We start from the raw sequence: 21,992 nt of genomic DNA on the forward strand, positions 1-21,992 counted from the left end.
GGTGATTCCCATTGTTCTATTAGAGACCACGACTATCGAATAGTCGTGACGGTGTTGCTTTGCTTTTGATAGTGCTTTATACGAGATAATTGCTCAGTCAAATTAGCGACGACTGGCGATGCATTCAATAATCAGGTTCGAAAACAGCTCTGGTTGTTCAAAATGAACATTATGACCCGCGTAATCAACCTGACTATATTCAAAGCCACTATTATCAGCTAGCTCCATGAATTTACGATCTTTTTCACCACACACATAATGCAATTGATGCTCATGAGATTTTAATGTGGCACGTAAATCTGGTTGCTTAGCTAATGAAGTCGATAACAACATATTTGCTACGGATACTCCAAGGTTACCACTACGCTTTATGACCAAAGTTTGTCTTTGCTCATGATTTAGTGAAGAAAAGACGCTTTGTTGATACCAATCGTCTAAAACATCTTCAATCGACTGCTGTGCAAAGCGAACCGCCCATTGCGTATCATGTACTAACCTTTGCGCTCTTTCTTCATCACACTCCAAACCAAAATTGCCACCTTCGATGATAACTTTTTCTAGGTTAAGTGTTTCAAAGCAAGGGCTTGTCACCCCATACATAGCGAGCCTACCTCCCATCGAGTAACCAATAACCACGATAGGATAGTCTGCAGGAAGATCGTTAAGAGCAAGCTGAGAAGTAATGCATTGAACGATTTTCTTGCAGCAATGGTCAAAGCCTACCGGGTCGATAAAGCGACTTTGTCCGTGCCCGGGCAAATCTATGCAAAGACGAGGAAAGTCCTCTAGGAATGGATGACATGCGCTCCAATCATCCCCGCTTCCGAGTAAACCATGTAAAAAAACAAGCAAAGGTTTATCAGAAGATACTTTTGAAGCTGGGTAATAATTGGAGTAAAGCATGTAAAGTCCTTAGGCTAGTGCCTCGGTGAGCATTGAACTGAATTGTTTCAGTAAAGTAGACGCTTGTTCGGGAGGCGTCTTAACTTCCACGATCAAGGTACCTTGACCTTGTTCGAAATGTTGTTCGATGATTGTTTGATACCCATTCAAGGTTTCAGGCGCAGCATAACCGAGCTGGAATTGCGCAGCGGCATGTTCAAAACCGAAACCATGAGGCATTTGATATAGAGATTGTTTTTGTTGCTCAGGAACGGGCAACAAGTCAAAGATCGCGCCACCGTTATTATTGGTCACAACAATAACCATCGGCGTTACATTGTGAGTAAGCAGAGCCAGTGAGTTGAGGTCATACAACAAAGAAGTATCACCAATCAACATCAATAAGGGATTCTGGTTGGCTTTCACTACACCCGCAGCTGTAGCCACCAAGCCATCAATGCCCGATGCACCACGATTACTGTAAACTTGATTCGCAGATATTGATGACAGCATATCCACCAGCCTTACCATCAAGCTGTTTCCCACAAACAACTCTCTGTCTTTAAGTCTAGTCGACAAATCAACGGCAACGCTCAGCTCGGTCAGTTGGTCGTTGTTAGATATCTGTGCCAGCGCCAATTGTTGAACGGTATTCGCGATTTCTACCAAAGGTGCCGCCCAACCTGCATGTTGACCTAACAAGGTAGGTAAATGCTGCTCGGACACCCACGATTCTATATCTGCACCAATGTGAGTTTGAGGCAGATGATCTTGATTGATACGGTGTGTATCTGGTGACACAACAATGTATTGAGATGCATCGAACAATACAGCTTGCCACTTAAGCCATTGGTTGAGCCGCTTGGATACAATGCGCTCACCGAACTGAAGGATGAAATCACATTGGTTAAGTTGTTCTTTCGCTACGTCAATCTGCATCCACAGATCATAATGCTTCCAATCACTTGTGATACCTGATTGAGGGTCGCAGAATACCGGCCATCCCAAAGTAGAAGCGAACTGCTGTACTTTCTTCGCCGCTTTTTTGTCAATAGAGCCAATAATCACGACACCTTTGCGTGTCACATAATCGCCAGGCGCGACTGGGTGAACATTAAAATGATTTGGCAGACAAGTATTAGAATAAGGGCTTGTTGAAGTGTTCCACCCCACTACACTCTTTGTGTAGTCAGCATATATCTCAGCACTGTTGGCTGAATAAAGTGGCTCTGGAAACGGGCAGTTGATGTGAATGGCTCCGCCGACACTGCGTTGTTTAGCGAGTGCTTTATCAACGGATGTCAGAAGCCAATTCAAAGAAATTCGTGTCGTTGGGCTTGGGAGATTTAAGGCCGTTTCAACATGGGAAGAAAAAATCCCCTGTTGTTGAATAGCTTGGTTGGCACCACAATCGACTAAATCAATTGGCCGATCAGAAGTTAGCAAAATAAGCTTCTCTCGTGTCAGCCCAGATTCAGCCGTCGCTGGCAGCAAGTTTGCAACAGCAGTACCAGAAGTAACAATCACTGCAACTGGCTTATCGCTGGCTTTTGCTAAGCCCAGCGCAAGAAAACCAAGACCACGTTCATCAAAATGCGTGTGTAAGGTTAACTTAGGATTAGCTTCAGCTTCGAGAGTTAACGGTGTTGAGCGAGAGCCCGGCGCAACACAAACATGTTCAACACCGTTGCGTGCTAGCTCTTCAAGTAGCGTGTTACACCAAACTCTATTTAATACGGCTTGGTCGTGATTCATGACGCCACACCCAAGGGTGGGTGGTCTGAAATCAAACTCAGGAGAGTCGACATCTTCTTGTTCAACTCTTGCCACTCATGTTCGGCAACCGATCCTGGCACGATCCCCGCGCCCGCAAACAGTTGTACTTGATCGTTTACAACCAAAGCACTTCGAATCGCGACACAAAATTCTGCTCGTCGATGGCTGATATAACCAACTGAACCCGCATACCAACCCCTCGCAAATGGTTCATGTTCAAGAATGAAGTCCATCGCCTCTTTACGCGGTAAACCAGCAACCGCCGCAGTCGGCTGCAATGCAGCAAGCAACTGCACACCGTTGATACCATTATTAAGTTGAGCGTGAATATTACGCTTCAAATGCTGCACCTTACGCAGACGCACAAGACGGGCATCTTTTTCAACATGCACCGTTTGGGAATGAGGCGTCAAACGCTCAATGATATCGTCGACTACATATTGGTTTTCATTGAGGTTTTTGCTGTCTTGAGAAAGCCAATTGGCTAGCTCCATATCCTCGGTTGCGTTCTCCCCACGACCAATAGTTCCAGCAAGTGCTTCGGTATCAAGCTCCGTACCATGTCGGCTATATAAACGCTCTGGCGTCGAACCGATAAAGCTGTGTTTCGAATCCAACACCAACATAAAGTGAAAGCTGTGATGATTCTGCAGATAACTGGCTTTAAGTAATTGCGCAGCACAAATCGGCGCATCAAGCTGCAACGTGGTTTTACGAGCCAAAACGACTTTCTTGTACTCTTCATCGCTGATGCCCTTCAGGACTTTATCGACCAAGCTGTCCCACTGTTCTCTTTCTGGAACATGTTGAATCTGTTCGATATGCGCAGATAAAGGAGCCAATATCGCCGCTTCAACCGAAAGCTTGTTCAAAGCATTAATAGCAGCGACACGATCAGGAGACAAATTAACGGCTAACGACCATGTATCGTCAAAACGGATCAATTCAACCTGAGGAAGGAAGAAAAACGATTCCATACAACGACGGTTCTTTGCGGTATGTCCATCAAACGAACGTCCGCCCCAAATTCGTTGGTCTTCGCCAAGAATAGCGTATGCCGGAGCGGGATCGGAAAAAGTATGCAGTTGACCGAGTGCGACGACCTCTTCACGAGTGTCACGCGACTGCCAGTAGAACTTAGGAAAGAGCGGTTGAGCATGAAGCCATTCAATGAATGCAAACGATGGTTTTTGCGTTAGAACTTCAACACAACGAACTTCGCTTGCTTGGGCATTTTGTACTCGCTCAATCAAAGCGGAGATAGTTTGCTGGAAATGTGACAAATCGACCTCGTTCACATCTAAATTATTATTATATTAGTTTGATACTTTATGGGCAGCACCCACTTAGATCAAGAATGTATAAAATCTTTTGAACATTCCTGTGATTCTAAGCGATTCAGCGTATTTATTCATCTTAGCGAACAACCACAAAAGCGATTAATTAAAATTTAGATAATAGCGACAAAAAAAAGACCAAACGTGACACTGAAATGCGACATTCATCAGATTTTTATTCTATCAAACCCCATTTTGCGGTACTTTAATAAAGTATTTAAATTAATTTCAGGAAATCGGCAATGCAAAATATCGGGATGTCGTCAAAACTCAACAGCGTATGCTACGAAATCAGGGGGCCTGTACTCAAACATGCTAAGCGCATGGAAGAAGAAGGGCATAAAATACTGAAACTTAATATTGGTAACCCCGCCCCATTTGGTTTTGACGCCCCTGATGAAATCCTTGTTGACGTTATCCGCAACCTGCCGACATCTCAGGGTTACTGCGACTCAAAAGGCATCTATTCAGCCCGCAAAGCGGTTGTTCAGCATTATCAAAAAAAAGGTCTGCGTAACCTCGATGTAGAGGACGTTTACATTGGTAACGGCGCGTCAGAGCTTATCGTTATGTCTATGCAGGCGCTACTTGATAATGGTGATGAAATCTTAGTTCCCGCTCCGGACTACCCACTATGGACAGCATCTGTTGCGCTTTCTGGTGGTACACCGGTTCATTACCTATGTGATGAAGATGCCGATTGGTATCCAGACCTAGATGATATGCGTGCGAAGATCTCACCAAAAACTCGCGGTATCGTTCTTATCAACCCGAACAACCCAACGGGCGCGGTATACAGTCGTGATTTCTTATTACAAGTTGTTGAGATTGCTCGTGAACACGGTTTGATTATTTTTGCCGACGAAATCTACGACAAAGTACTTTACGACGGTGCTGTACACACATCAGTGGCTACACTTGCTGAAGATGTATTAATGGTCACTTTCAACGGCCTATCTAAAGCTTATCGCGTATGTGGTTTCCGTGGTGGTTGGATGTTCTTAACCGGTCCAAAACACATCGCGAAAGGCTACGTTGAAGGGCTTGAGATGCTCGCCTCTATGCGTTTGTGTGCCAACGTACCAATGCAGCATGCAATACAAACCGCATTAGGTGGCTATCAAAGCATCAACGAACTGATTCTTCCGGGTGGTCGATTGCTTGAACAGCGTGATCGTGCATGGGAACTGATCAACAAAATCCCTGGCGTTTCTTGTGTGAAACCAAAAGGCGCGATGTACCTGTTCCCTAAGATCGACACCAACATGTACAACATCAAAGACGATCAGAAATTCGTGCTCGATTTCCTTAAGCAAGAGAAGGTGCTATTAGTTCAAGGTACTGGCTTCAACTGGCCGAAACCGGATCACTTCCGCATCGTGACTCTACCGCACATCGAAGATCTAGAAATCGCGATTGGTCGTCTAGAGCGCTTCTTGCAGACTTACAGCCAAGATGACATCACTAGTGATTAATGAACCCAAAGAAAAATGACTACAATTTACTGTTTTAAAAGACTTTAATTTGTATTCATTCGCTTCTATGCTTAAGAGGCTCCTGTTTAGGAGCCTTTTTTGTACCCGCTGTCTCGCACTATTTGTGAGAAAACTATTGCGAGTGGAGCACAGTTTAGAAAGGACGATTATGAAACAAAGCCATTTCTTTGCCCATCTAGCACGCATGAAGCTTATCCAGCGTTGGCCTCTCATGCGTTCAATCTCAAGCGAAAACATTTCAGAGCATAGCCTACAGGTTGCGTTCGTCGCGCACGCCTTGGCATTGATCAAAAACAAAAAGTTTGATGGTCAACTCAACGCAGAGCACATTGCACTGCTTGGCATGTACCACGATACCAGTGAAGTGCTCACTGGTGATTTGCCCACGCCGGTTAAGTACTACAACCCGGACATCGCCCAAGAGTACAAAAAGATAGAAGCAGCAGCAGAGCAAAGACTGCTTTCGATGTTGCCAGAAGAATTCCAAGATGACTTCGCCCCTTTCTTAATCTCTGGAACGGCAAGCAAAGAAGAACAAAGCATCGTCAAGCAAGCAGACACCATCTGTGCTTATCTAAAATGCCTTGAAGAACTCAGCGCGGGCAACCACGAATACGAGCAAGCCAAACGTAGATTGGAAGAGACTCTCGAACAACGTAAAAGCCCAGAAATGGATTACTTTCTCACCACCTTTGCACCGAGTTTTGAATTATCACTGGACGAAATCAGCTAGCTAGGTATAACTTGAGTGTAATTAGCTAAACAAATCAAATTGATAGGTGCTATTTTGACTTCTCTACTCGAACCACCATTTGAACTCGAACAAGAATGGCAACATAGAAACGACGATGAACATAAAATAAGACGTGATGACCATCGTAGTCCGTATCAACGCGATCGTGCGCGGGTGCTTCACTCTGCGGCTTTCCGTCGCCTACAAGCCAAAACTCAGGTACACGGTACCACCGTCAACGACTTCCACCGCACTCGCCTTACTCACTCTCTTGAGGCCGCTCAGCTTGGGACAGGTATCGTCGCTCAACTGAAGAAAAAGCAGCCAGAGTTTCGAGTTCTATTACCCTCGGACAGTTTGATTGACTCACTGTGTTTGGCGCACGATATTGGCCACCCACCTTATGGGCATGGCGGTGAAGTCGCACTCAACTACATGATGCGCGACCACGGTGGTTTTGAGGGTAATGCCCAAACGTTTCGCATTGTCACTCAGTTAGAACCTTATACCGAACATCACGGTATGAACCTATCTCGACGCACTTTGCTGGGGTTGATCAAATACCCTTCACTGCTTAGCGAAGTTCAAGCCAAGACTCAATCTCAACCTGTTAAACACCAACGACAGCTCCGAGCGCGAGATTGGATGCCAGCAAAAGGTATTTATGACCACGATGAAGAGTTATTCAACTGGGTACTTGAGCCACTTTCGAGTAACGACCGACAGCTTATAAAGCAAAAAAGAAAGTCGCACACCGAGCCACTTGAGCACAACAAGACTAAATATAAGTCGCTCGACTGTTCCATCATGGAGTTAGCTGACGACATCGCATATGGCGTACACGATTTGGAAGATGCGATTGTGCTAGGTTCAGTGACTAAAGCTCAATGGGTCGATTCTGCATACCCTCAGCTCAGAGAAATGGCTGACCCTTGGATTTGTAAGCACTTAGATTCAATTACAGAGATGCTATTCTCGGGCGAACAGTATCGTAGAAAAGATGCGATTGGTGGGATAGTCAACGCACTGTTGACCAGTATTTCGATTAAACGCGTTGATGAAAGCTTTGAGAACGTACTTTTGGCTTACAATGCAGTGCTTGAACCAAGCATGGACGGCACGCTCGATAAGCTGAAACACTTTGTCAGCGAGTTCGTTATTCAAGTGCCTCAGGTTCAGGTCATCGAATACAAGGGCCAGCAGATCATCATGGATATGTTTGAAGCATTCAGTGCTGACCCTGAACGTTTGTTACCACTGCCAATCAAGAAGCAATGGCTACAACATCAAGACGATTCAAGAAAGATGCGCGTGATTGCCGATTACATTTCGTCAATGACTGATGATCTTGCGCAGAAAATACATCAGCAATTATTTTCAGCTCATACAGAGTTTTAAGTGCTCAATCACTTAAATATCGGGGGAACAGCTTAATCTAAATAGTTTTTCTCGAAGACACCTGGTGGCATTTGATTGATTTGAAACTGAATCATTTGGTCAAATGCCGTTAACAGAGGGCTAAAGTCTCGGTCATTTTCTAACAAGCGCAACAGATGATAACCCGCTTCTACTGTGGATAGACTGTTTTCACTGGGTGCTTTGCGAATTCGATAGTTACCCTTGAGGTCTTTCGGCAAGTGAACCGTTTTTAACGCATGCAAGTTACTCGATACCTGCCACATTTTGAACGCCTTCTTCCACGTCCCATCCAATAAAATTACACGTAGCTTTTTATTTGAATAAGTTACCGACTTAACAGGAACAGAATGTTCACTCGGGTATAAAATCACGTGCTGATAATGTTCATCGGCCAGCAATATGTTCAGTTGCTCGTTGTTAGAAAAGTCTTCACCGACAAACGTCACACTGTTATTTAGAGATAACGAGAGGATACGCGCAGTTCCCATCGGACGATGCTCTTCTGATGGGTGTTGAAGAATGATAAGCTCAACATTTGATTCGAGTGGTGTAACCCACTGACAAATACAAGCTTTCAAAGCCTTGCTGCATTGGGGGCAATAACGAGACATGGATTTAATGTGTACCCTGTATTAATTTTCACTTCACTTTTATGCGTCTTATTCCAATTTGAGCCAATACAAGCTTGGGTCGTTTGGGATAGCAATGCGATTGCCGAGGGGCAATGGTGGCGAATCCTAACAGGAAACTTTTCACATACCAACTACTCGCACCTTCTGATGAACCTAGCAGGCTTATGGATCATCAGCTATCTGTTTCAACCGAGTAAAAAACCGCTTGCTCTTGCTATGCTTGTGATTAGTTTAGTGACTGGGGTCGCTTTGTTGTTTTCGAGTATTCAGATCTATGTTGGCCTATCTGGCACTTTGCATGGGTTATTTGGCTTATTCGCTCTCAATGAAGCGCTGAGCGGCAGGAGGTCCAGCTGGCTCCTAGTGTTGGGATTAATAACTAAGATCGCTTGGGAGCAGCTTATTGGCCCTTCGAGCACGACTGGCGAACTGATTAATGCTCGAGTAGCCATTGAAGCCCACCTAGCAGGTGCTATCGCTGGAGGCTTCATGGCTATGGCGTTATGGCTATCGAATAAAAAGTAACCCTCAATAACCCGCCAAATTAAAGTTGAATTCGCTCACGATTCTTTTCAACCGTAGCCTCGCCAATACCTTTCACATTGACCAAGTCACTGGGTTTTGTAAATGCACCATGCTTATCCCGATAATCGACAATCTCTTGGGCTTTTTTGTCACCCACACCAACAAGTAATGCTGATAATTCCTCAGCCGTAGCTTTATTGATGTTTACGGTGATTTCAATGCCGTCGTACAACTCTGCCTTAGTCGGACTATCAGCAAACACTCCAGCACTCAGAGTAATTAGAAATGAAAGAAGTAATGTTGAATATATTGTTCGCATAAACCGTTCCTTTGTTCAAAAAAGGTAACTTATGCATTTACCGCGGCAGATAACACAATCACCAGATAAAAATAAAGCGGGTCACCTAAGTGACCCGCTTTGTTATACATCTTGTTTTCATCAGATTGTTTGTTAGCTCACAAATCTGATTTATCGGATAAACCTAACTTGCAAAGCAAAAGCCTTGTTTTGACTGACAGTAGTAAGAGACCAAAGTCATCTTGCTAGCCAGTTTAAGCTAACCTTAATGACCTTGACCTACTACGTAGTATTCAACATCTGCGTTTTCACGAAGTACGTTTAGTACGTTGGTCAGGTCTTGTTGGTTGCCAACTCGTTCCAGTTGAGCACCAATTTGAGTGCTGTAAGCTGGGTCGATTTCAGCCGTTACTTTAGAAAGTTCTACAACAACGATGTTACCGTCTTGGTCTTTAGATTGGCCAAACACCGCTTGACCGCCTTCAGGCTTCGCTAGAGCGAATACAGAAGCTGCCAATGGAGAGTTACGGTCAATTGTTTCAAGTTCAGTGAACTCAAGGTTGTTATCCGCTAATACTGCTTCATTGCCTTGCTTAAGTTCGTTCACTAGAGAAACACCTAACTCAACCGCTTGCTGCTCGGCTTGTACAGCAGACAGCGCAGCCACAACTTGATCCTTCACTTGTTCTAGAGGAAGAACTGTTTCGTCACGAGTCTCTTCTACACGAACAACAATCACGTGTTCAGGAGCCACTTCGATAACTTCAGAGTTTAGGCCGTCTTCTTTCACTTCTGGGCTCAAGATAGCTTGCATAACAGCAGGCGTCATCAATACTTCTGGTGCATCTACTTGAGAGATGAAATCAGTCGTTGTGATCTTAGCGTTAATTGCTTCTGCAGAGTCATCTAGAGAGTCAGGGAATTCAAACGCTACTTTCTCTAATTCAGTTTGCTGTTCGTAGAACTGGTCTACTGCGTGCTGGTCTAGAAGCTCTGTCTTAATCTCTGCCGCTACTTCAGAGTAAGGCTGAGCTTGAGATGCTTTCAGTTCGTCTAGCTTGATGATGTGGTAGCCAAAATCAGATTTAACTAAACCCGTTGTATCACCAATATTCTGAAGAGCAAAAGCGGCTTCTTCGAATGCTGGGTCCATAACATCACGTTCGATCCAACCTAGGTCACCACCAACTTCAGCACTGCCGAAGTCATCAGATTTTTCTTCCGCTAACGTTGCGAAATCAGCGCCTGCGTTGAGTTCGTCCAGGATGGACTGCGCTTTCGCTTCATCGTCGCCTTGAACTAGGATGTGACTAACTTTACGCTGCTCTGAAGTTGAGTACTTATCTAGATGCTCTTCATAGTATTTCTGAGCTTCTTCATCACTCACTTTAAGCTGCGACTTAAGTGCTTCGGCTGAAAGTTCGATGTAAGACACCTTAGCTTGCTCTGGACGAGTGTAAGCTAATGGGTTTTCAGAGTAGTACTGTTCAATCTGCTCGTCGGTAAGCTCAATGTCTTTCGCTAAATCAGCAACAGAAAGCGTCACAGTACGAATATCACGAGTTTGAGCAATCAGTTTGCTTTGAGTATCGATTTCGCCTTGAAGAACAAATTCACTGCCTTGAAGTGCAGTAACAAGTTGATTACGCATTAGGTCACGACGCATGTATTCAGCGAAGCTTTCTGCGCTGAAACCTGCACGACGTAGTGCTGATTGGTAAACTTCTTGATCGAATTGGCCAGCCGTTTGGAACTGAGGCATTTCTAGAATCATGGTACGGATTTGAGAATCGCTGATTCGTAGACCTAAAGACTCAGCTTGCTGCTCAAGTAGAACATCGTTGATCATGCGATCAAGGACTGATTTACGGAAAGACTCTACGTATGCAGGGTCTGCAAGCATTTGAGCGAAGTAATCGCCAAGTTGAGATTGCATGCGATTACGTTCGTTTTGGTAAGCTTGTTCAAACTCGCCACGAGCAATTTCTGTGTTGCCAACTTTAGCTGCTGCGTTGTTACCGCCACCGGTGATGTAGCTGCCTACACCTGCGAATACGAATGACAGGATAATCAACCCAAGGATAATTTTTACCGCGATGCTATTCACGCCTTCGCGTAATCGATCCATCATAATTTAAGTGCTCTCCGGATATGAAGCATTGGCTTCAAAATAAAAATCTATTCACGCGATATTATCAGAAAAAGAAATGCGCATCAGTAGGATGCGCATAATTTAAATAAGTTCAATGTGCTTTGCACACATACTGCCTAAGAATGAAACATCATTGTTCAAACAGTAAACGCATGTTAATGCTTTCCCCTCTTCACATTCGAGGTTCCAGCAAACAAAAATTAGTTACATGCGTCTTTAAGTGCTTTACCCGCCTTGAAGCCAGGTACTTTAGCTTCTGCGATTTGGATCTCTTCACCAGTTTTTGGGTTACGACCTGTACGAGCAGCACGAGTACGAACACTGAAAGTACCAAAGCCAACAAGTGCAACTTGGTCACCTGATTGTAGCGTTGTGCCAACTGCTTCGATGAAAGCGTCTAGAGCGCGACCAGCTGAAGCTTTAGAGATGTCTGCGTTTTCTGCGATTGATTCTACTAGTTGTGTTTTATTCACTGTTTTTCCCCTATGTGTCATCTGTGACTAAATCTCGATGACTGTACGTTCCATTTTGGTTTTTATTTCGCCGCAAGCCTTATTGCAAAAGGGATTGCCGCTTTAGCGAATAACTTAGCGTCCAAAAAAAACGCTGACAAGCCTTTTCGAGCCTATCAGCGTAATTCTTTACTTATTTTTGCTACGCATCACTATTTTTTCACGTCAAACTCGACCCCTGACGGATCTCGTTCTAGCGCAACCTTAAGAACTTCATCAATCCATTGGACTGGAATCACCTTCAAGTCAGCAATAACGTTGTCTGGAATCTCTTCCAAATCACGCTCATTGTCTTTAGGAATCAAGACTGTTTTGATGCCACCACGGTGAGCTGCAAGCAGTTTTTCTTTCAAACCGCCGATAGGTAAAACTTCACCTCGTAGGGTAATTTCACCAGTCATACCCACCTCAGCTTTTACAGGATTACCCGTTAAGCTAGAAACAAGTGCAGTACACATTGCAATACCCGCGCTTGGGCCATCTTTCGGTGTCGCACCTTCAGGCACGTGAACGTGAATATCGCGTTTCTCGTAAAAATCAGTGTTGATACCTAGATTTTCAGCACGAGAGCGAACCACGGTCATTGCCGCCTGAATCGACTCTTTCATCACATCACCCAATGAGCCGGTTTGCGTTAGCTTACCTTTACCTGGCATTGATTCAGTTTCGATTGTCAGTAGGTCACCACCCACTTGAGTCCACGCTAGACCAGTTACCTGACCAATACGATTGCTCTCATCCGCTTTACCAAAGTCATGACGTTGAACGCCTAAGTACTCTTTCAGGTTATCAATGTTAACCGTTACAGACTTAAGGTCGCTGTCTAGCAAAATGTTTTTAACTGCTTTACGACAGATCTTAGAGATTTCACGCTCTAGGCTACGTACACCTGCTTCACGCGTGTAATAACGAATAATGCCGATGATTGCAGAGTCTTCAATCTCAATTTCATGAGGCTTAAGACCGTTGCGTTGAACTTGCTTGTCCAATAGGTGGCTCTTAGCAATATTCAGCTTTTCATCTTCTGTATAACCAGACAAACGAATCACTTCCATACGGTCCAGAAGAGGGCCAGGAATGTCCATCGAGTTCGACGTCGCAACAAACATAACATCTGACAGATCGTAATCGACTTCTAGATAATGATCGTTAAATGCGTTGTTTTGCTCAGGATCTAGTACTTCTAGAAGCGCTGAAGATGGGTCGCCACGCATATCAGAAGACATCTTGTCGATTTCATCTAATAGGAACAGTGGGTTTTTAACGCCAACTTTAGACATCTTCTGGATAAGTTTACCCGGAAGAGAACCGATGTACGTACGACGGTGACCACGAATCTCAGCTTCATCACGAACGCCGCCTAGCGCCATACGAGTGTACTTACGACCCGTTGCCGCAGCAATAGAACGACCTAGAGAGGTTTTACCAACGCCAGGAGGACCAACAAGACAAAGGATTGGACCTTTCAGTTTGTTGATACGGTTTTGTACAGCCAAGTATTCAAGAATACGTTCTTTAACCCGCTCTAAGCCGTAGTGATCTTCATTTAAGATCTCTTCCGCTTTCGCTAAATTCTTTTTAACTTTTGAACGCTTAGCCCAAGGAACGCCTACCATCCAATCGATGTAGCTACGTACTACTGTTGCTTCAGCAGACATTGGCGACATCATTTTCAGTTTTTGCAGTTCTTGCTCTGTTTTCTCACGAGCTTCTTGAGGCATCTTAGAATCTTCGATTTTCTTCTTCAGAGTCTCGAATTCATCCGGTGCGTCGTCCATCTCGCCAAGTTCTTTCTGAATCGCTTTCATTTGCTCATTCAGATAGTACTCGCGCTGAGATTTCTCCATTTGTTTCTTAACGCGGCCACGAATGCGTTTTTCAACTTGTAGGATGTCAATTTCTGACTCCATTTGGCCCATCAAGAATTCCAGACGTTCAGTGACATCTAAAATTTCTAGAACGTGCTGCTTGTCTACCAATTTAAGTGGCATGTGCGCAGCAATCGTATCAGCAAGGCGAGCAGCCTCATCAATACCGTTCAGAGACGTTAGAACCTCTGGTGGAATCTTTTTGTTTAGCTTAATAAAGCCTTCGAATTGATTGATCGCACTACGAACAACCACTTCTTGTTCTTTTTCGTCAAGTTCTGAAGTAACAACGTATTCGGCATCCGCTAAGAAAAATTCACTTTCTTTGAATTGGTGGATTTTTGCACGCTGCTGACCTTCGACAAGTACTTTAACCGTACCATCAGGGAGCTTTAGTAACTGAAGAATGGTAGCGACTGTACCTACGTTAAATAGGTCGTCGATTGAAGGCTCATCAGTGTCCGCTTCTTTCTGCGCTACAAGTAGTACTTGTTTGTTAGCTTCCATTGCCGACTCAAGGCAAGTAATCGATTTTTCACGACCAACAAACAATGGAATAACCATGTGTGGGTAAACCACTACATCACGTAGAGGTAGCACGGGGATTTCGATACGCTCGGAACGTTCCAAGTTCATATATTTCTCTCTTCCGCTTTAACTTATAAAGCAGTATATGGGGCTTAAACGACTGGATTCAATGGAAGAATAAAAAAAAGGAGGTAATTGCTTACCTCCTTTTTCAATTTGAGCGTGTGGTCTAAAAAAGACCTACTCTGCAGCAGCTGCTTGATTATCTGAGTTACTGTAAATCAACAGTGGTTCTGACTCACCATTAATTACCGACTCATCAATCACAACTTTGCTTACATCAGTTGAAGATGGCAGTTCGTACATAGTTTCCAGTAGAACACCCTCCAAAATAGAGCGTAGACCACGAGCACCTGTTTTACGGTTCATTGCTTTCTTAGCAATGGCACGTAGTGCGTCTTCGCGGAATTCTAACTCTGTATCCTCAAGTTCAAATAATGCAGCGTACTGTTTTGTCAGTGCATTCTTTGGTTCACAAAGGATTTGGATTAGCGCTTCTTCATCAAGCTCTGTCAGTGTTGTTGTAACAGGTAGACGACCAATGAATTCTGGAATTAGACCATACTTCACTAGATCTTCAGGTTCTACTTGAGTGAACAGTTCACCGATAGTTTTGGTTTCGTCTTTAGAACGCACTTCTGCGCCAAAGCCGATACCGGAACCTGTTTCTACACGTTGCTCAATCACCTTATCTAGGCCTGCAAACGCACCACCACAGATAAATAGGATCTTAGATGTATCCACTTGCAAGAACTCTTGCTGTGGATGCTTACGACCACCTTGAGGTGGAACTGAAGCAACGGTGCCTTCAACAAGTTTTAGCAGAGCCTGCTGTACACCTTCACCAGACACGTCACGCGTGATGGATGGGTTTTCAGCTTTACGAGAAATCTTGTCGATTTCATCGATGTAAACAATGCCACGTTCCGCTTTCGCTACGTCATAATCACATTTTTGAAGCAACTTCTGGATGATGTTTTCAACATCTTCGCCCACGTAACCTGCTTCGGTTAGTGTCGTTGCATCTGCCATTGTGAAAGGAACGTCTAGGAAACGAGCCAATGTTTCAGCAAGGAGTGTTTTACCACTACCAGTAGGGCCGATAAGAAGAATGTTACTCTTACCTAGCTCTACGCCTTCAGCTGTCGTATCACCATTACGCAAACGCTTGTAGTGGTTATATACCGCAACTGCTAGCACTTTTTTCGCGTATTCTTGACCGATTACATAGTCGTCAAGATGCTCACGAATCTCACGCGGCGTTGGCAGCGATTCCGATTCTTTCTTAGGAAGAACATCTTTAATTTCTTCACGAATAATGTCGTTACAAAGATCGACACATTCATCACAAATGTAAACAGAAGGACCTGCGATTAACTTGCGAACTTCGTGCTGGCTTTTGCCACAGAAAGAGCAGTAAAGCAGTTTACCGCTACCACCCTCTTTGCTTTTGTCTGTCATTCGCTAACCTCTTAGCCTTTACTCTCTATGTTTGAGTGTATAACAATTTGAATCACTTTGCGTTAAACAATTGCCTTGCAATTATTGACCGCGGTGATTAAGAACCGAATCCACCAAACCGTATTCTACTGCTTGATCAGCAGACATGAAATTATCACGATCTGTATCACGCTCAACAACTTCTAGAGGCTGGCCTGTATGCTCTGCCAATAGTTTGTTTAGCTTTTGTTTGATCGTTAGGATCTCTTGCGCGTGAATTTGAATATCAGACGCTTGGCCTTGGAAGCCGCCAAGTGGCTGGTGAATCATTACACGTGAGTTTGGAAGTACGTGACGCTTACCTGGAGTACCACCCGCTAGTAAGAACGCACCCATAGAGCAAGCTTGACCCATACATACTGTGCTCACGTTTGGCTTGATGAACTGCATTGTGTCGTAGATCGACATGCCCGCTGTTACGCTACCGCCAGGTGAGTTGATGTAAAGATAGATATCTTTGTCTGGGTTTTCTGATTCCAAGAAAAGCAGTTGAGCCACGACAAGATTTGCCATGTGGTCTTCCACTTGACCGGTTAAGAAAATGATACGTTCTTTTAATAGACGAGAATAAATATCGTAAGAACGTTCACCACGGGAAGTCTGTTCAACCACCATAGGAACTAGTGCGTCCATAATCGATGGCATTGTATTTTTTTCTTGGTAGCTCATATTCTTATGTCCCTAAAATAAATGGCCCGAATGATTAAATCATACGGACCATTGTTAGCAGAATTGTTGACCGTACGTCAACCTTCTACGTCAGATATTACTATATTAAGCAGGTTGCTGATTCATTAGCTCGTTGAAGCTAACTTCTTTATCAGAAACTTGAGCTTTAGCGATGATTGCATCAATAGCTTGCTCTTCTAAAGCGACATTGCGCATGTTGTTCATCATTTGCTCGTTTTGCTCGTAGTAAGCAATAACTTCTGTTGGATCTTCGTATGCTGTAGCCATCTCTTCGATGATAGCTTTAACTTTCTCATCATCAGCTTTTAGCTCTTCAGTCTTGATTACTTCACCAAGAAGAAGACCTACAACTACGCGACGTTTAGCTTGCTCTTCGAACAACTCACGAGGAAGTTGGTCAGCAGCTTCAGTGTTACCACCGAAACGTTGAGCAGCTTGTTGACGTAGAACACCGATCTCTTGATCGATTAGAGCAGAAGGTACGTCGATGTTGTTTTCGTTAACTAGACCGTCGATAGCTTGCTCTTTGATGCGGTTCTTAACAGCTTGCTTAAGCTCGCGCTCCATGTTCTTACGAACTTCAGCTTTAAGGCCTTCAATGCCGTCAGCAGCACCAAACTTAGAAACGAATTCTTCGTTAAGCTCTGGAAGTTCACGAGCTTCAACTTTGTTCAGCTTGATAGAAAACTTAGCTTCTTTACCTTTTAGGTTTTCAGCGTGGTAATCTTCTGGGAAGTTTACGTCGATTTCGAATTCCATACCTGCTGTTTTACCAACGATACCGTCTTCAAAACCAGGAATCATGCGACCAGCACCCATTTCTAGTGGGAAGTTCTCAGCTTTACCGCCTTCGAACTCTTCACCGTCGATAGAACCAACGAAATCGATAGTTGCACGAGAACCAGCGTCAGCAGCAGCTTCAACTTCAGTCCAAGTTGCTTGTTGCTTACGTAGAGTTTCGATCATCTCTTCAACGTCAGCTTCTTTAACTTCTACTGCTGGTTTCTCAACAGTGATGTTTTCTAGACCTTTCAGCTCAACTTCTGGGTAAACTTCAAAAGTTGCATTGAATACTAGGTCAGCGCCTTCGTTGTTTTCAACTGGTGCGAAAGTAGGTGCGCCAGCTGGGTTGATTTTCTCTTTAACGATCGCTTCGATGAAGTGACGTTGCATTACTTCGCCCATCACGTCTTGACGTACTGCTTTGCCGTACATTTTAGCAACCATCTTCATTGGCACTTTGCCTTTACGGAAACCATCGAAACGACGATTTTTCGCGATGTTGCGTAGTTCAGCTGTAACTGCATCTTCGATGTTAGCAGCAGGAACAGTAATATTAAGACGGCGCTCTAGGCCTTCTAGCGTTTCAACAGTAACTTGCATTATATAAACCTCAAAACTGGCTCAGTAATCTGAGCATATGAGCCGTAACTTAGCTTTAATTCAAAAGCCGACGTTGTTGGCTGCATCCTTGTGTAGTGCTCTATCCGAACACCTAATTTAAAATCGAGCATTGATGTTTGAATTGATTATTCAACTAAACACCAGACTAATCAGCGATATCTTCGTTCTTCACACGCCGACTAAAACGCAACAAAGCTTGTTTTCAGAAACAAGAAAGGTATCTCCGATTAGCCTCAGGACAGAAATTTTAGACGCGACATTCTAGCGATCTGTTTAATCTCTGTCGAGCCGTTCGCCTCTGCTTGATGATGAATGCTCTAAATTCGTCCAACTAAATGATAAAAAAACGATCAAAACATCACTTAGCACAACAGAAATGGGGACAATAGCGACTTTTTCAAGGGAATCGAGGCCTTTTTTTGCTAAAAACCTTAAAAAGAGATCTTGCTCTTGTTTTACCCCTCAGAGTCGATAACTTTTTCAACAATCTCCGTTACAAAGCCTTAACCTACCACCATCTGTTATCTCTCTATTTTAAGAAAAAACTACCGCTAGTTGCTGTCATAAACGAGAAAACACAGGTGTATTTGTTTACCTAGAATTTAGCGGAGAGCGTTCATGTTTCGAGCTTTAAGAATCCCTTTACTACTGCTCATCACCTATGTCTTGCTGATGGTTCTCGGTGGTCACTGGGTATGGAGCACAAGCCATCAAAGTTTGTTAAATGATCACCAGTCTAAGTTAGATCGATTTTCCGTTCATATTTCTAGCCAATTGGATAAGTTTGCCCATATCCCAGAACTGCTCTCAAAAGATAAAGAACTAGTCGATGCCCTACACTCACCAAGTAATTCCGCGCAAATCGAGCTGACTAATCGCTATCTAGAGCACGTAAACACAGTAATTCAAGCGTCCGACACTTACCTACTCGACAGTATCGGTACCACCATAGCTGCTAGTAACTGGAACCTGAAACACTCTTTCGTTGGACGTAACTTTGCTTTTCGTCCCTACTATCAACAAGCAATTCTCGGCAATGAAAACCAGTACTTTGCTTTAGGTTCTACCTCGGGAAAGCGAGGCTATTATTATTCTTACCCTGTCTCCTACGCGGCCGAAATCATTGGCGTGATTGTCGTAAAAATGGATTTATCACTGATTGAAGCAAGTTGGAAAGGAAAGCAGAGTTTTTTTGTTGCCGACGATAAAGACCAGATTGTTTTTATGTCGAGCAAGCCTGAATGGTTGTTCAAAAGCCTTCAACCTTTAGATAAAGCGCAAAAAACTCGCATTCAAGAAAGCAGACAATACCTTGATACCAAGATCGAGAGCCTTCACTTTTCAGGAGACTTAGAAAGCGCCACCAGCAGCATTCAATCACCACACCAGCTCGTAAAAGAACGTTTTTTTACTTCATCACGCTTCCTCGATGACCCGAAACTAACTGTCAGAGTATTTTCTCCAACACACTTAGTTTGGTGGGATCTCATCGCTTACCTTGTGGTGCTGAGTTTAGTGTTTGCCATTATCTATCTCACGATGCAACTCAACCATCACCGCCAACAAAAGCGTACGCAAATCGATAGGCTACAATCTGAAGCCAAACAAAAACTCGAGTTTCAAGTCCTCGAAAGAACCTCTGAGCTCCATATCGAGATCAAACAGCGTATCGAAACAGAACGGGTGCTCAGGCAAACACAAGATGAGCTTATCCAAGCCGCTAAACTAGCGGTATTGGGTCAAATGTCAGCGAGCATCAGTCACGAACTGAATAACCCACTCGCTGCGATTCGCAGTTATGCCGATAACGGCCGACTGTTTCTTGCAAAAGAAAAGACCGAGCGTGTTGATGACAACCTATCTCGAATTTCATCACTCACCGATCGTATGGCGAAAATTAGCCACCAGCTTCGCTCCTTCGCAAAAAAGTCCACGGCGGAAGAGCTACACACATTGCAGATATTGCCTGTTCTTCATTCCTCTAAAGAGCTGATGAAACCGCAATTGAAAACTGAGCGAGTCAAAGTAAATGAGCTCCCTGAAACCTTCAATGCTTGCGTGCTCGCCAATGCGATTCAACTGGAACAGGTAATCATTAACCTACTGACCAATGCAGTTCAAGCTATGGAAAATCAAGAAGATAAACAATTGGCTATCCTGTTAGAGATTAGGGAATCAAATAATGAACAATCAAAAACTCTGTTGATTCACGTTGATGATAATGGCCCCGGCTTTATGTCACCTTCGACGGGAGGTTTTTTTGAACCCTTCCATACCACCAAAAAAAATGGTCTTGGACTCGGGCTATCGATTTCTCAACAAATAATCGGTGGAATTAACGGAAAACTGTTGACCGATAGCAGCCCACAAGGTGGCGCTCGTTTTAGTATCGAACTCCCAATTGTGCCTGATGAGCACCGTGCACGAACAGAACGCGCGCAAGCAGATTAAGGCTAACTCATTAAATTAGCTAACTTCACAAGCAAACAAGCAAACAAGCAAACAAGCAAACAAGCAAACAAACTCAACGATAATTAGAACAAAAGAGTAAAGGAATAAACTATGTGTCACGTCTATTTCATTGATGATGAATCCGATCTAAGAATGGCCATTGAGCAAAGCTTTGAACTTGCCGAGATTGACGCCGAATTCTTTCCCGATGCAGAATCTGCGCTGATCGCCATCCAGAAAAATGGTCTTCCCCACGTGATCATTACCGATATCTGTTTGCCGGGTATTTCTGGGCATGACCTACTCAGCACGGTCATGCATAAAGACAAAGAAATCCCGGTCATCATGATCACTGGTCATGGTGATATCTCAATGGCCGTTCAAGCTATCCATAACGGTGCCTATGATTTCATTGAAAAGCCCTTTGCGAATGAACGCTTAATTGAGACGACCAAACGCGCCATCGAAAAACGCCAGTTAACTCTCGAAAACCAAGAACTCAAGCGCTCATTGAAGGCGAGTAAAGCACTAGGACCGAGAATCATTGGTGACACACAATCTATGACAGAGCTACGTTCTATCATCACTCATGTTGCCGATACCAACGCCGATATTTTATTGTTTGGCGAAACGGGGACGGGCAAAGAGCTAGTTGCTCGTTCTCTGCATGAACAAAGCAGTCGCCGAGAGCAAAACTTTGTTGCGGTCAACTGTGGCGCCGTTCCTGAAAACCTGATTGAAAGTGAGCTCTATGGTCATGAAAAAGGTGCTTTTACGGGAGCCGAAAACAAACGTGTAGGTAAGTTCGAGTTTGCGCAAGGCGGCACCCTATTCTTAGATGAAATAGAATCCATGCCAATGCAGGCGCAAATACGACTATTGCGCGTATTACAAGAGCGAGTCATTGAAAGAGTCGGCTCGAACGGATTAGTACCGCTCGATATTCGCGTGATTGCTGCAACTAAAGTCGACCTAAAAAAAGCTTCTGAGGAAGGAGCTTTCCGCCAAGATCTCTATTATCGGCTCAATGTAGTTACTTTAGACTTGCCGCCATTAAGAAGTCGCCAAGAAGATATACCTGCACTCTTTCACCATTTCTTGCTCGTCGCGGCGGCTCGTTATGGCAAAACAGCCCCTGCACTTCCACAAACAGAACTGCACGCACTTTTAGCTCATGATTGGCCCGGAAATGTACGAGAATTACGTAATACTGCCGAGCGTTTTGTACTTTTAGGCAAGCTTTCTCATTTATCAGACAACACCGTTGAATCAAACCAGCATTTATCGCTAGCTGAGTTGGTCTCTGACTTTGAGAAAAGCACTCTAAAGCAAGCACTTATTGAGTGTAACGGCAGTATAAAAGAGACCATGGAAAGGCTTCAACTTCCGCGCAAAACCCTCTATGACAAGATGCAAAAACATCAACTTGCGAAAGAGTCATACCGACAGAGCGAAAACTAAATTAGATATGCGAGCAAGATCACCTATACTTAAACCGCTAACAGGATGTTATGCAATAAAGTTGATAGGAAAATGGTTATGGGTGAGAAAACAAAAGTTCCATCAATTACCGACACAATGGAGATCGACGGTGTTTATTATATCGATCAACATGTCGACTTAAACACGCCGGAACTAGAAGCAAAAAGAGCCCTCTATCAACAGAGCGACTCTTACTTGAACTTCGGTAGGAATATTGATGAGGAGGTTTAATACCTCCTCACCTTTT

18 protein-coding genes and 1 pseudogene are annotated in these 21,992 nt (G+C 44.0%); 7 read left to right on the top strand and 12 right to left on the bottom strand.

Annotated elements, in window-relative coordinates; translation table 11 throughout:
* Nucleotides 1-102: 102 nt before the first annotated feature.
* Genes menH through ACFI6G_RS16745 form a run of 3 tightly spaced genes read right to left on the bottom strand, consistent with a single transcriptional unit; the run spans nucleotide 103 to nucleotide 3,941 of the window.
* Nucleotides 103-903 carry a 2-succinyl-6-hydroxy-2,4-cyclohexadiene-1-carboxylate synthase gene (gene menH / locus ACFI6G_RS16735; RefSeq protein ID WP_010439545.1) on the bottom strand — a complete coding sequence of 267 codons (801 nt, stop codon included), beginning with the start codon at nucleotides 901-903 and terminating at the stop codon, nucleotides 103-105.
* A gap of 9 nt (nucleotides 904-912) precedes the next feature.
* The gene (gene menD / locus ACFI6G_RS16740) at nucleotides 913-2,637 is read right to left on the bottom strand and encodes a 2-succinyl-5-enolpyruvyl-6-hydroxy-3-cyclohexene-1-carboxylic-acid synthase (RefSeq protein WP_016767087.1); all 1,725 of its coding nucleotides are present in this window, start codon (nucleotides 2,635-2,637) and stop codon (nucleotides 913-915) included.
* The gene (locus ACFI6G_RS16745; RefSeq protein WP_016767086.1) at nucleotides 2,634-3,941 is read right to left on the bottom strand and encodes an isochorismate synthase; all 1,308 of its coding nucleotides are present in this window, start codon (nucleotides 3,939-3,941) and stop codon (nucleotides 2,634-2,636) included. Before ACFI6G_RS16745 ends, menD begins: the two co-directional genes overlap by 4 nt.
* A gap of 296 nt (nucleotides 3,942-4,237) precedes the next feature.
* Between ACFI6G_RS16745 and ACFI6G_RS16750 the strand changes: the two genes are divergently transcribed.
* The 3 genes from ACFI6G_RS16750 to ACFI6G_RS16760 all read left to right on the top strand — a co-directional run bounded on the left by ACFI6G_RS16750 (nucleotide 4,238) and on the right by ACFI6G_RS16760 (nucleotide 7,622).
* A complete protein-coding gene (locus ACFI6G_RS16750) occupies nucleotides 4,238-5,470 on the top strand; it encodes a pyridoxal phosphate-dependent aminotransferase (RefSeq protein WP_016767085.1) in 1,233 nt (410 codons plus the stop codon).
* Nucleotides 5,471-5,639: 169 nt separating this feature from the next.
* Nucleotides 5,640-6,224: a 5'-deoxynucleotidase gene (gene yfbR, locus ACFI6G_RS16755; protein ID WP_010439536.1), complete on the top strand. Its 585-nt coding sequence runs from the start codon at nucleotides 5,640-5,642 to the stop codon at nucleotides 6,222-6,224.
* Nucleotides 6,225-6,278: 54 nt separating this feature from the next.
* Nucleotides 6,279-7,622: an anti-phage deoxyguanosine triphosphatase gene (locus tag ACFI6G_RS16760; RefSeq protein WP_102341070.1), complete on the top strand. Its 1,344-nt coding sequence runs from the start codon at nucleotides 6,279-6,281 to the stop codon at nucleotides 7,620-7,622.
* 32 nt (nucleotides 7,623-7,654) lie between these two features.
* On the opposite strand, the gene ACFI6G_RS16765 is transcribed toward ACFI6G_RS16760, so the two are convergent.
* Nucleotides 7,655-8,254 carry a tRNA-uridine aminocarboxypropyltransferase gene (locus tag ACFI6G_RS16765; protein WP_010439531.1) on the bottom strand — a complete coding sequence of 200 codons (600 nt, stop codon included), beginning with the start codon at nucleotides 8,252-8,254 and terminating at the stop codon, nucleotides 7,655-7,657.
* Nucleotides 8,255-8,263: 9 nt separating this feature from the next.
* Between ACFI6G_RS16765 and rrtA the strand changes: the two genes are divergently transcribed.
* A complete protein-coding gene (gene rrtA / locus ACFI6G_RS16770) occupies nucleotides 8,264-8,800 on the top strand; it encodes a rhombosortase (RefSeq protein ID WP_102269979.1) in 537 nt (178 codons plus the stop codon).
* A gap of 19 nt (nucleotides 8,801-8,819) precedes the next feature.
* On the opposite strand, the gene ACFI6G_RS16775 is transcribed toward rrtA, so the two are convergent.
* From ACFI6G_RS16775 to ACFI6G_RS16810, 8 genes and pseudogenes are all read right to left on the bottom strand, one after another.
* On the bottom strand, nucleotides 8,820-9,119 hold the full coding sequence (locus tag ACFI6G_RS16775) for a ComEA family DNA-binding protein (protein ID WP_010439527.1): 300 nt from the start codon (nucleotides 9,117-9,119) through the stop codon (nucleotides 8,820-8,822).
* A 244-nt stretch (nucleotides 9,120-9,363) separates the two neighbouring features.
* Nucleotides 9,364-11,229, bottom strand: a complete 1,866-nt coding sequence (gene ppiD / locus ACFI6G_RS16780) for a peptidylprolyl isomerase (RefSeq protein ID WP_046209524.1) — start codon at nucleotides 11,227-11,229, stop codon at nucleotides 9,364-9,366.
* Nucleotides 11,230-11,450: 221 nt separating this feature from the next.
* The gene (locus ACFI6G_RS16785) at nucleotides 11,451-11,744 is read right to left on the bottom strand and encodes an HU family DNA-binding protein (protein WP_012604504.1); all 294 of its coding nucleotides are present in this window, start codon (nucleotides 11,742-11,744) and stop codon (nucleotides 11,451-11,453) included.
* A 170-nt stretch (nucleotides 11,745-11,914) separates the two neighbouring features.
* Nucleotides 11,915-14,266: an endopeptidase La gene (gene lon / locus ACFI6G_RS16790; protein ID WP_010439506.1), complete on the bottom strand. Its 2,352-nt coding sequence runs from the start codon at nucleotides 14,264-14,266 to the stop codon at nucleotides 11,915-11,917.
* A 132-nt stretch (nucleotides 14,267-14,398) separates the two neighbouring features.
* Complete coding sequence (gene clpX / locus ACFI6G_RS16795; protein WP_010439502.1) at nucleotides 14,399-15,679, bottom strand: ATP-dependent protease ATP-binding subunit ClpX; 1,281 nt, start codon at nucleotides 15,677-15,679, stop codon at nucleotides 14,399-14,401.
* A gap of 81 nt (nucleotides 15,680-15,760) precedes the next feature.
* Nucleotides 15,761-16,387, bottom strand: coding sequence for an ATP-dependent Clp endopeptidase proteolytic subunit ClpP (gene clpP, locus ACFI6G_RS16800; RefSeq protein WP_004736080.1), 627 nt, complete (start codon nucleotides 16,385-16,387; stop codon nucleotides 15,761-15,763).
* A 105-nt stretch (nucleotides 16,388-16,492) separates the two neighbouring features.
* A complete protein-coding gene (gene tig / locus ACFI6G_RS16805) occupies nucleotides 16,493-17,791 on the bottom strand; it encodes a trigger factor (RefSeq protein WP_010439497.1) in 1,299 nt (432 codons plus the stop codon).
* Nucleotides 17,792-18,085: 294 nt separating this feature from the next.
* Nucleotides 18,086-18,268 (bottom strand): annotated as a pseudogene (locus ACFI6G_RS16810) (hypothetical protein); the annotation flags it as partial.
* Nucleotides 18,269-18,430: 162 nt separating this feature from the next.
* Here ACFI6G_RS16810 and ACFI6G_RS16815 point away from each other — a divergent pair.
* The 3 genes from ACFI6G_RS16815 (at nucleotide 18,431) to ACFI6G_RS16825 (ending at nucleotide 21,976) form a co-directional block, all read left to right on the top strand.
* Complete coding sequence (locus tag ACFI6G_RS16815; protein ID WP_016784701.1) at nucleotides 18,431-20,263, top strand: sensor histidine kinase; 1,833 nt, start codon at nucleotides 18,431-18,433, stop codon at nucleotides 20,261-20,263.
* A gap of 111 nt (nucleotides 20,264-20,374) precedes the next feature.
* A complete protein-coding gene (locus ACFI6G_RS16820) occupies nucleotides 20,375-21,724 on the top strand; it encodes a sigma-54-dependent transcriptional regulator (protein WP_010439492.1) in 1,350 nt (449 codons plus the stop codon).
* A gap of 78 nt (nucleotides 21,725-21,802) precedes the next feature.
* Nucleotides 21,803-21,976, top strand: a complete 174-nt coding sequence (locus ACFI6G_RS16825) for a hypothetical protein (protein ID WP_016767079.1) — start codon at nucleotides 21,803-21,805, stop codon at nucleotides 21,974-21,976.
* Nucleotides 21,977-21,992 lie beyond the last annotated feature (16 nt).

Source organism: Vibrio sp. PSi01, from assembly GCF_054960695.1.

Coding starts and splice junctions, on each gene's coding strand:
- ppiD (WP_046209524.1), bottom strand. CDS start 11,229: ATGATGGATCGATTACGCGAAGGCGTGAATAGCATCGCGGTAAAAATT.
- ACFI6G_RS16775 (WP_010439527.1), bottom strand. CDS start 9,119: ATGCGAACAATATATTCAACATTACTTCTTTCATTTCTAATTACTCTG.
- clpX (WP_010439502.1), bottom strand. CDS start 15,679: ATGACAGACAAAAGCAAAGAGGGTGGTAGCGGTAAACTGCTTTACTGC.
- ACFI6G_RS16765 (WP_010439531.1), bottom strand. CDS start 8,254: ATGTCTCGTTATTGCCCCCAATGCAGCAAGGCTTTGAAAGCTTGTATT.
- ACFI6G_RS16785 (WP_012604504.1), bottom strand. CDS start 11,744: ATGACACATAGGGGAAAAACAGTGAATAAAACACAACTAGTAGAATCA.
- yfbR (WP_010439536.1), top strand. CDS start 5,640: ATGAAACAAAGCCATTTCTTTGCCCATCTAGCACGCATGAAGCTTATC.
- menD (WP_016767087.1), bottom strand. CDS start 2,637: ATGAATCACGACCAAGCCGTATTAAATAGAGTTTGGTGTAACACGCTA.
- ACFI6G_RS16815 (WP_016784701.1), top strand. CDS start 18,431: ATGTTTCGAGCTTTAAGAATCCCTTTACTACTGCTCATCACCTATGTC.
- ACFI6G_RS16825 (WP_016767079.1), top strand. CDS start 21,803: ATGGGTGAGAAAACAAAAGTTCCATCAATTACCGACACAATGGAGATC.
- lon (WP_010439506.1), bottom strand. CDS start 14,266: ATGAACTTGGAACGTTCCGAGCGTATCGAAATCCCCGTGCTACCTCTA.
- ACFI6G_RS16750 (WP_016767085.1), top strand. CDS start 4,238: ATGCAAAATATCGGGATGTCGTCAAAACTCAACAGCGTATGCTACGAA.
- tig (WP_010439497.1), bottom strand. CDS start 17,791: ATGCAAGTTACTGTTGAAACGCTAGAAGGCCTAGAGCGCCGTCTTAAT.
- menH (WP_010439545.1), bottom strand. CDS start 903: ATGCTTTACTCCAATTATTACCCAGCTTCAAAAGTATCTTCTGATAAA.
- ACFI6G_RS16820 (WP_010439492.1), top strand. CDS start 20,375: ATGTGTCACGTCTATTTCATTGATGATGAATCCGATCTAAGAATGGCC.
- clpP (WP_004736080.1), bottom strand. CDS start 16,387: ATGAGCTACCAAGAAAAAAATACAATGCCATCGATTATGGACGCACTA.